This window comes from Bacteroidia bacterium, from assembly GCA_025056095.1.
GTDB lineage: Bacteria > Bacteroidota > Bacteroidia > JANWVE01 > JANWVE01 > JANWVE01.
Window position 1 is genome coordinate 1 of record JANWVW010000110.1, and the last position, 9,419, is coordinate 9,419.

Genomic DNA, 9,419 nt, shown 5'->3' on the forward strand with positions numbered 1-9,419 from the left:
TAGCGTAGCCCGAAGCACGCCGACCTTGCCCACACGAGCGCAAGCGAAGTGTGGGCAAGGGCACGCCCAAAAAAATAATAAAAAATAGTAAATTCCTACTTTTTTCGCATAATGTAAATATGAGCAGGAGGAACGTTGAAAAAATGATAATCTTTTTTGTCAATAATAAAATAATGGCTAAAAAGCCTCTCTAACCTACGCGTATACTGTATCTGAATAAATAGCCCTTGATAAGAAAGTTGAGCAGCCACAGCATCTAATATACTATGCACTACCTTTTTATCCATGATGCTCAATGGTAAAACTGATACACAATAGTCAAAAACTATGTTAGGAAGATGATAAGGAATTTTATCAGCACTGTCTTGAATAATGTGTACATTTTTATGGTCTGCGTACTTTTGTTTAAGTTCCTGTGCAAATCCAGCAAGCAGCTCAAAAACATATAGATGCGCATCTAATGGCTTGTGTTCTACTAAAAAATGAGTAACGGCACCTTTGCCTGCACCAAGCTCTAATAAGCACCGAGTTTGCTCAAAACATATATACGAAATCATTTTACGCACAGTAGACCTACTGGTAGAAACAAGTGTGCCTGTGGTTCTCCAATGTTTTAAGTAGTCAAACATAGGTTCTTTACTTTTTTGTTACGAATTGGTCATCGGTTAAGCTGTGCAGAAAGGCAATTAAGTCCGCTTTTTGACTAGGCGATAAAATAAAACTACTCATTTGAGGGGCTTTATTGGGATGTGATTTGCCCCCAGTGGCGTAAAAATCAATCACTTCTTCTAATGTTCTAAATCTGCCATCATGCATATAAGGCGGAGTAATAGCCACATTACGCAACGAAGGAGTGATGAACTTACCTTTATCGGCTTCTTGCTTGGTGATATTATACAAGCCTTGATCTTTGTACTCTTCATCTAATCCAATGTTCATAAATTCACGATTGGTCAATAAATGCCCGTTATGACACTTTTGACATCCTATTTTGAAAGAGAAAAATAGAGCTCTACCTCGTTTTTGGGCAGGAGTGAGTGCCGTAGTGTCACCTTGTAAATCTCGGTCATAAGGGCTGCTAGTAGAAATAATAGTACGCTCAAAACAAGCTATGGCCGCACAAATAGTTCTTAAGTTAATTTCGCCGTAGCACTCCTTGAATAGTTTTTTGTATGTGGGATTGCTTTTAACTACCTGCACAATTTCTTTTTCAGTCATTCCCATTTCTTGGGGATGTAGAAGAGGTCCCAAGGCTTGCTCTTCTAAGCTTTTTGCTCTACCATCCATGAAAAAACGGTCCTGATACACTGCATTAAATATCATTGGGGTGTTGCGGATTGTTTTACCTTGATGAACTCCTTTTGAAACAGTATTTCCTGAATCGCTAAAAGCATATTGAGGTATATGACACGAAGCACAAGCAATTGTTTTATCTTTGGATAGACTTTTATCAAAAAATAACATTTTTCCTAACTGTACTCGCTTGTCTGTAAGAAGATTGTCCTTGGGAATGTGGTAGTTCTTTGGAAAATAGTTAGGAAAATTAAGCGTTATGGGCTGACCTGGATTAGTAGGTTGAGATATTTTGTTACAGGAAGATGCGGTTACGATTAAAATAAATGTGAGAAGGCTCAATAATACGCTTAAAACATGTCTTTTCATGGAAGTTTTATTCTTTTGTAGTGTTTTTTATAGCAACTACTTGTTTTATTTCAGGTATTGCTTTTTTGATAGCTTGCTCTATACCTGACTTCATGGTCATTTCGCTAAGATTGCACTCACCACATGAACCTAGTAGCTCAATTTCTACAACATTATCGGGGGTAATATTGACAAGTTTTACATCACCTCCATCACTTTGTAAATAAGGGCGGACTGTGTTTAGAATGCTTTCCACACGCTGTACTAAATCCATACGGCAAAAATACTTAAAATTTTGAAAAAGTGCTGTAAGAGCTTATTTTAGAATGTAGAATTTTACAGCTCTATTCCCAAGGCTTGAATTTTGCGTTCTAATTCAGCAGGCTTGATTCCTATTAGTTCGGCGGTTTTAAGTTTATCCCATTGATTTTGTTTTAGTTTATGAGATAAAAATACTCGTTCAGTATAGTTGATAAAATCTTTCAGCTGGTCAAATCGTTCGCATAGTTGAGTTAGTTCATTCGAGTTAGCTGGAGATGATTGCCCAACATAAGTGTGAACATCTTGTTCAGTAATGTTTTTGGGGCATAAAATAACCAATCTTTCTACTACATTTTTTAGTTCGCGTATGTTACCTCGCCAAGGTAATTTTTGTAGCGCTGCTATGGCTTCATTTGTAATTGTTTTGGTGGGTATTCCATATTCTTGACAAATATCCTTTAAGAAACTTTCTACGAGCAAAGGAATATCATCTATTCTTTCTTTGAGGGCAGGAACGTGAATTTCAATAGCATTTAATCTAAAAAATAAATCCTCACGAAAATTACCTTTTTCAATTTCTTTACGTAAGTCTTTGTTTGTAGCCGCAATTACTCGTACATCAATAGGGATTTCTTTTTCTCCGCCTACACGAGTAATTTTATTTTCTTGTAAGGCTCTTAGTACTTTAGCTTGGGCAGATAAGCTCATATCACCAATTTCATCTAAGAATAAAGTACCACCGTTAGCCTGTTCAAATTTTCCTATTCTTTGCTTGATAGCCGAAGTAAAAGAACCTTTTTCATGTCCAAATAACTCACTTTCTATTAATTCGGAGGGAATAGCGGCACAGTTTACTTCTACCATTGGTCCTTTGCTGCGTTGAGATTTTTCATGTATCCAGCGTGCAACTAACTCTTTACCTGTGCCATTACTACCTGTGATCATCACACGAGCATTGGTCGGCGCTACTTTATCTATCATTTCTAATACTTTTTTTATTCCTTCACTTTGTCCAATAATGGGAGTTATTTTACTTACTTTGCGCTTTAAGCTTTTAGTTTCAGAAACTAACGCAGTTCTATCTAAAGCATTCCTCACTGAAACTAATAGACGGTTGAGGTCTAGTGGCTTTTGGATAAAGTCATACGCACCTTTTTTTGTAGCTTGTACCGCCATATCCATGTCGGCATGCCCCGAAATCATAATAAAAGAGATATCAGGCTTGAGGGAAAGTGCTTCTTCTAGTACCTCAATACCATCTTTTTTGGGCATTTTTATATCACATAGTACTACGTTGTAGTCCTTTTTTTTGATTTTTTCTAAACCTATTTCACCGTTTTCTGCTTCATCTACTTGATAATTTTCGTATTGCAGAATATCTTTTAAGGTGTTGCGAATGCTTCGCTCGTCGTCAATGACCAATATGTTAGCACTCATATTGTTGAAGCTAAACAATATACAACAAAGATAACATGTATAAATTGCTCTTGCAAAAAGCGGTAGTTCAATTTGGATTTTTTGTTTTGTAATTTACTCACTTTGTATAAGTTAATGTTAGCAATTAACTTAATGATAACTTTAGGCGATCCGCTTTTACAGATCGCCCAAAAGCTTTTGTTAGAATGACTAAATTTTATTCAGGATAAAACCTTGGGTACTCGTATGTAATCACTGTCTTTTTTAGGAGCGTTACTTAATGCTTCTTGATGAGTGATTTCTTGTTTTACAATATCTTCTCTCAAATGGTTCACTTCATCTACGATATGGATAAGCGGTTCTACATTGGTTGTGTCTAGTTCATTGAGTTTATTTACGAAATTAAGAATCTGTGTTAAGTCTTGTTGAATTTGTGTCAGATCTTCTCCTTCAAATTCTAGTTTAGCAAGGTTAGCTAGTCTTCTGATAAGGTTTTCATCTATGTTCATAGTTTTACAAATTTGGGCTGGATGCAGAACTATCCAAAAATTCAAAAAAAGTATCTCCTCTAAGTCCAAGCCGTACGGTTTCCAAAGGGATAACATCATTAGGTGCAATGTTCCCTAAGTTGACGTTAGACCCGAGCAACTTGATAAACCATACCTGTTGTTCTTTTTTGGGGGCTTCAAAGATAATCTTTTCGGCGGAGATAGAGTTGAGAATTTCTTCAATCAAACCTTCGCGGACCTCACCTGTATTTCGGAATATGCCTGCATTTCCTCCTTCACGAGCTTCGGTAATGACTTTCCATGAACCTGCTTCTAATTCAGCCTTCATCATTTCAATCCATCGATAGGGCGCAATTACCCTATTAACATCTTTGCTACCCACTTCTGACAAAACAGTAAATTCTTGAGATAGTCGCTGAATATATTTTAATTTTTGTTCGTGTGGAATGTTGATACTTCCATCTGAAATTTCTGCATGCTGGAGTTTGTATTGATGAAGTATTCTAATATAGTCCTCAAATTGATTACGTACAACAAAAGCTTCAAATAGCGTCCCGCCAAAGTACACGGCAATACCTGCCGATTGATAGAGTGCAATTTTTTCAGCTAACTTTGGAGTAACGTAAGCCGTTCCCCATCCTAATTTGACTAAGTCAATGTAATCAGCAGCTACCGATAGCCATTGTTCTACTTCTAAAAGGCTAAAACCCTTGTCTAGGGCAAGGGTTATGCCATTTTGTCTTGGTTTTTGAGTTCGTTGGGGTATATTTTTGAGAAAAAAGTTCATAGTCAAATACAGTTAGATTATTTTTTTCTACGTTTGCCACTTCTACCAGATTTTTTTCCTGACCTACTCTCTCCTCCTCTTTCTCCACTAATTCCCCCTAATTGGGCATGAGTAGGATTTGGAGATAAATCCACTTTTCCATAGATTTCTCCTTTGTAAATCCATACTTTCACACCTATCACGCCATAAATAGTGTGTGCTTCAGCTAAAGCATAGTCAATATCAGCACGAAGAGTGTGCAATGGTATTTTACCTTCTTTATACTGTTCTACACGGGCCATTTCTGCACCCCCTAAGCGGCCAGAGCATTTAACCTTTATCCCTTCTGCACCTGCACGCATAGCCGAAGTAATAGCGCTTTTCATTGCTCTGCGAAAAGATATTCGGGCTTCTAGCTGTTGAGCAATCAATTCAGCCACTAAGCGAGCATCTAAATCAGGACGCTTGACTTCAGCAATGTTAATATTAACTTCTTTTCCCGTAAGCTTTTTAAGCTCTTCTCGAATAATATCTACTTCTTTTCCTCCTTTACCGATGATTATTCCAGGTTTAGAAGTATGAATAGTAATAGTGATTCTTTTTGCAGCTCGCTCAATGACAATTTTAGAAATACCCCCTCTTGGGATACGCACATGTAAGTACTTACGGATCTTCTCATCCTCAATGAGTTTGTCGGCGTAGTTTTTACCTCCGTACCAGTTTGATTCCCAACCTCTTATGATGCCTAATCTAAGTCCGATAGGATTGATTTTTTGTCCCATATTTTAATTTTCTTTATCTTTATTTTCTGTACTTTCAGAGTTTGTTGAAATTGTATTTTCTACTTGGTCAGCTATGTTTTCAATGGTTCGCATAGCATTCAATGGTAAAGCACTATCAATAGTTAAAACCACATGGTTTGAGCGTTTTCTTATCCGATATGCCCTACCCTGTGGAGCGGTCATCAATCTTTTTAATGTTCTGCCTTGATTTACTTGAATAGACTTAATTACCAAATCCCCTTCATCAAATTGGGCATCGGGATTATGGTGTTTCCATGCGTCTACCCCTGCTAATACTAATTTCCACAAAGGATAAGCACCTGCTCGTCTGTTAAACTGTAATATAGCAAGGGCAGCGTCCACAGTTTTGCCGCGAATTAAGTCAGCTACGCGGCGCATTTTACGTGGAGAGGTAGGATAGTGGTTTAGTTTTACCGTTACCTCTGTTTTTTGGGATTTAGCTTCTTTTCTCTTCTGAGCGGCATTCCACTTACGATTGCCCGTGTACGGCTTAGGGATGCCTGCGGCAATTTTCTCTCTACGAGTTAATTTTCTTGCTGTTTCCATCACTTTTTACCCTTATCTTTTGAACCTGCATGACCTTTGAAATTCCGAGTAGGAGCAAATTCACCGAGTTTATGCCCAACCATTTGGTCAGTAACATAAACAGGAATAAACTTGATGCCATTATGTACATTAAACGTATGACCTACAAAGTCAGGTGTAATTGTAGAGCGCCTTGACCAAGTTTTAATTGCTTTTTTAGTCTTGCTGTTGTTCATTTCAATAATTTTTTTCATTAACGAAGGATCAACAAACGGACCTTTTTTAACTGAACGTGGCATAGCTTCTATTTCCTCCTATCCTTAATAATATATTTGTTAGAATACTTCTTCTTGTTTCGGGTTTTATATCCTTTTGCAGGGATGCCTTTACGGCTACGTGGAATACCTCCACTTGCACGCCCTTCACCCCCTCCCATAGGATGGTCAACAGGATTCATAGAAACACCACGGTTTCTTGGGCGTCTACCTTTATGGCGACTTACACCTGCCTTTCCAAGCGAAACATTCATGTGATCTTCGTTGGATACTACGCCAATCGTTGCCATTCCCTCTGCCAATACTTTACGGGTTTCGCCCGAAGGTAAAGCTAATATCGCATATTTACCCTCTTTAGCCAAGAGCTGAGCATAAGTCCCTGCACTACGGGCTAATTGAGCACCTTTGCCAGGATGTAACTCTACACAATGAATAAATGTACCTAAGGGTATATTTTTCATTTTCATAGCGTTACCTATTTCAGGGGCTACGCTTTCCCCACTAATTAACTCCATACCTACTTTCAAGCCCTTAGGTGCAATAATATATCGTTTTTCCCCATCTTTGTATGCTACTAACGCAATACGCGCGCTGCGGTTAGGATCGTACTCTATTGATTTTACTGTACAAGGGACGTTAAACTTATCTCTCTTGAAGTCAATGATGCGATATCGGCGTTTATGTCCTCCGCCAATATACCGCATGGTCATTTTACCTTGATTGTTACGCCCTCCTGTACTTTTTAGCGGCGCTAACAAAGACTTCTCTGGAACATCAGTAGTTAAATCGTCGTTAGCAAGTACTGAACGATGACGAGTTCCAGGAGTTACTGGTTTTAATTTCTTGATTGCCATACTTAAAGTTCATTTAAGTTTGTCAAGCATTACTTCCGTAAATATCAATACTATTTCCTGCTTCTAACTCTACTCGTGCAATTTTGATTCGATTAGTTCTACCTACTGAAATACCCTTTTTAGTCATGCGAACCTTTTTCTTTCCCATACGAATCAATGTCCTTACATCTTTGACCTGCACATTGAACATTCTTTCTACGGCTTTTGCAATTTCTATTTTATTAGCACGCACATCTACCTCAAAGGTATAAACATTGTTTTTTTCCATTTGCTTGTTGCTCTTTTCAGTTACAATAAAGCGTTTTATTATCATCTTTATCCTCCTTTTTATTTGCTAATGTTTGATACAAAGTTATCCCATGCGTCTTTCATAATAATAATTTTGCCTGCATTCATAATGTTGTATGTGTGTAATTCAGTAGAGGTAATCACAGTTACATTTGGTAGATTGCGAGCAGATAAATATAAAGTGTGATTTTTTTCATACTGTGCGTCAAAAATAGCTTTTTGTGCGTTATAAGCTTCTATTTCAGCCATTAGTTTTTCTTTGTATTCTTTATAGGTTATGATTGGCTTTCGAGATTTTTTAGGAATGTATCCCTCTACGTATAGTCCTCTTTTTTTGCGAGTATCAGGGGCTTTGGGAAGTTGAGGTAAAGCAGGCAGAACAAAAAGTACTTTTTCTTCCTGAGCATTGAAAGCTTTGAGAAAATTCAAAAAGACTTTAGTTTTAGGCGCAGCTTCATTAGTCAAATTTTGGTAGGTAAAGTTTTCTACTACTAACAGATTGTTTTCTCTGATTTTATATATCATTGCTGAACGCCGTGCTAATATTTTTACTTTGTGATTGAGTTTGAAACGATAATCTCTGGGGCGAGGTCCAAATACTCTACCTCCGTGTCTCCATAGGGGCGAACGTTTATGTCCTGCACGCGCGTTACCTGTTCCTTTTTGCTTGTATGGTTTTTTAGTACTACCGCTTACTTCTCCCCTTTCTTTTGATTTATGAGTACCTTGGCGCTGATTAGCTAAATACTGCTTAACATCCAAGTAAATGGCATGGTCGTTCGGAGTAATTCCAAAAAGCTCATCAGAAACTTGGATGGATGATACAGGCTGACCATTTATATTGTACAGTGGAAGTTCCATATCCTTTGCCCTTTCTTGCTTTATTTTTCTACTTTGACGTAACTATTTTTATGTCCAGGTACACAACCCGATACAACAATTAAATTTTGTTCAGGTATGATTTTGAGAACAGTTAGGTTTAATACTTTTACTTTCCTATTTCCTGTTTGACCTGCCATGCGAAGCCCCTTAAACACCCGAGAAGGAAAAGATGAACCACCTAAGGATCCAGGTGCTCTTACTCTATCATGCTGACCGTGTGTATTCATACCTACTCCGCTGAACCCATGACGCTTAACTACTCCTTGAAAACCTTTACCTTTTGAAGTACCTGTTACATCTACTATGTCCCCTTCTGCAAATACATCCTCTACTCTGATAGTGTCCCCAAGTTTGAATTCCTTTTCGTAGTATTTGAACTCTGCTAATTTACGCTTCGGCGTCGTATTGGCTTTCTTAAAATGCCCTAGCAAAGGTTTGGTAGTGTGTTTTTCTTTCTTTTCGCCAAACCCAACTTGAAATGCCTGATAGCCATCTTTTTCAATAGTTTTGACTTGCGTTACTACGCAAGGACCCAATTCTATTACTGTACAAGGAACTGCTTTGCCCTCTACAAAAATACGGGTCATTCCGATTTTTCTGCCAATAAGTCCTGTTGCCATACTGATTTCTATGCTTTAATAAGTACATCTACACCGCTGGGTAATTCCAATTTTGCCAGCGCATCGACTGTTTTTGAGGTATTAGTGAAAATGTCAATCAAGCGTTTGTAAGTACAAACTTGGAACTGATCGCGGCTTTTCTTATCTACGTGTGGAGAACGGTTAACTGTTATAATATGTCTCTCCGTAGGTAAAGGAATAGGACCGCTAACCACCGCACCTGTACTTAAAACGCTTTTTACGATCCGCTCCGCAGCTTTGTCTAACAAACTGTGATCGTAAGACTTGAGTTTTATTCTTATTCTCTGTGTCATACGTAACTCAAATACACTTACCTTCTTTGAAAAAGGACTGCAAAATTATGACAATTATCCTTATAATGTCAAGTTTTTTTACGGCTTTATCTCAAAAAAGAGGTAATATAATTCATTCAAAACTTCATTGCGGGGCAATTTTAGAATTTTGACAACACTTTTTTAAAAGTGTATCAGAAAAATTTGATTTTTAATTTTTTGGGCGTGCCCTTGTGGGCTTTTGCCCACAAGGTCGGCGTGCTACGGGCTACGCTATCGCTTCGGT

General features: G+C 37.9%; 14 protein-coding genes. All 14 read right to left on the minus strand.

Going from position 1 to position 9,419, the window contains the following annotated elements; genetic code table 11:
* Nucleotides 1-95 precede the first annotated feature (95 nt).
* On the minus strand, nt 96-629 hold the full coding sequence (locus NZ519_08830) for a methyltransferase domain-containing protein (protein MCS7028857.1): 534 nt from the start codon (nt 627-629) through the stop codon (nt 96-98).
* A gap of 7 nt (nt 630-636) precedes the next feature.
* Nucleotides 637-1,662, minus strand: coding sequence for a c-type cytochrome (locus NZ519_08835; GenBank protein MCS7028858.1), 1,026 nt, complete (start codon nt 1,660-1,662; stop codon nt 637-639).
* A 7-nt stretch (nt 1,663-1,669) separates the two neighbouring features.
* Nucleotides 1,670-1,915: a NifU family protein gene (locus NZ519_08840; protein MCS7028859.1), complete on the minus strand. Its 246-nt coding sequence runs from the start codon at nt 1,913-1,915 to the stop codon at nt 1,670-1,672.
* Between the two features lie 62 nt (nt 1,916-1,977).
* A complete protein-coding gene (locus tag NZ519_08845; protein MCS7028860.1) occupies nt 1,978-3,339 on the minus strand; it encodes a sigma-54 dependent transcriptional regulator in 1,362 nt (453 codons plus the stop codon).
* Nucleotides 3,340-3,539: 200 nt separating this feature from the next.
* Nucleotides 3,540-3,827 carry an Asp-tRNA(Asn)/Glu-tRNA(Gln) amidotransferase subunit GatC gene (gene gatC, locus NZ519_08850; GenBank protein ID MCS7028861.1) on the minus strand — a complete coding sequence of 96 codons (288 nt, stop codon included), beginning with the start codon at nt 3,825-3,827 and terminating at the stop codon, nt 3,540-3,542.
* Between the two features lie 4 nt (nt 3,828-3,831).
* Complete coding sequence (locus tag NZ519_08855) at nt 3,832-4,614, minus strand: phosphosulfolactate synthase (protein ID MCS7028862.1); 783 nt, start codon at nt 4,612-4,614, stop codon at nt 3,832-3,834.
* Between the two features lie 17 nt (nt 4,615-4,631).
* Nucleotides 4,632-5,375 (minus strand): 30S ribosomal protein S3, encoded by a 744-nt coding sequence (gene rpsC, locus NZ519_08860; GenBank protein ID MCS7028863.1) that lies wholly within the window; start codon nt 5,373-5,375, stop codon nt 4,632-4,634.
* A 3-nt stretch (nt 5,376-5,378) separates the two neighbouring features.
* On the minus strand, nt 5,379-5,894 hold the full coding sequence (gene rplV / locus NZ519_08865; protein MCS7028864.1) for a 50S ribosomal protein L22: 516 nt from the start codon (nt 5,892-5,894) through the stop codon (nt 5,379-5,381).
* Nucleotides 5,895-5,941: 47 nt separating this feature from the next.
* Nucleotides 5,942-6,220 carry a 30S ribosomal protein S19 gene (rpsS, locus tag NZ519_08870; protein ID MCS7028865.1) on the minus strand — a complete coding sequence of 93 codons (279 nt, stop codon included), beginning with the start codon at nt 6,218-6,220 and terminating at the stop codon, nt 5,942-5,944.
* 5 nt (nt 6,221-6,225) lie between these two features.
* A complete protein-coding gene (gene rplB, locus NZ519_08875) occupies nt 6,226-7,050 on the minus strand; it encodes a 50S ribosomal protein L2 (GenBank protein ID MCS7028866.1) in 825 nt (274 codons plus the stop codon).
* Between the two features lie 22 nt (nt 7,051-7,072).
* The gene (rplW, locus tag NZ519_08880) at nt 7,073-7,363 is read right to left on the minus strand and encodes a 50S ribosomal protein L23 (protein ID MCS7028867.1); all 291 of its coding nucleotides are present in this window, start codon (nt 7,361-7,363) and stop codon (nt 7,073-7,075) included.
* Nucleotides 7,364-7,377: 14 nt separating this feature from the next.
* Complete coding sequence (gene rplD / locus NZ519_08885) at nt 7,378-8,199, minus strand: 50S ribosomal protein L4 (GenBank protein ID MCS7028868.1); 822 nt, start codon at nt 8,197-8,199, stop codon at nt 7,378-7,380.
* A 20-nt stretch (nt 8,200-8,219) separates the two neighbouring features.
* On the minus strand, nt 8,220-8,840 hold the full coding sequence (gene rplC, locus NZ519_08890) for a 50S ribosomal protein L3 (GenBank protein ID MCS7028869.1): 621 nt from the start codon (nt 8,838-8,840) through the stop codon (nt 8,220-8,222).
* Between the two features lie 8 nt (nt 8,841-8,848).
* Nucleotides 8,849-9,154, minus strand: coding sequence for a 30S ribosomal protein S10 (gene rpsJ, locus NZ519_08895; GenBank protein ID MCS7028870.1), 306 nt, complete (start codon nt 9,152-9,154; stop codon nt 8,849-8,851).
* Nucleotides 9,155-9,419 lie beyond the last annotated feature (265 nt).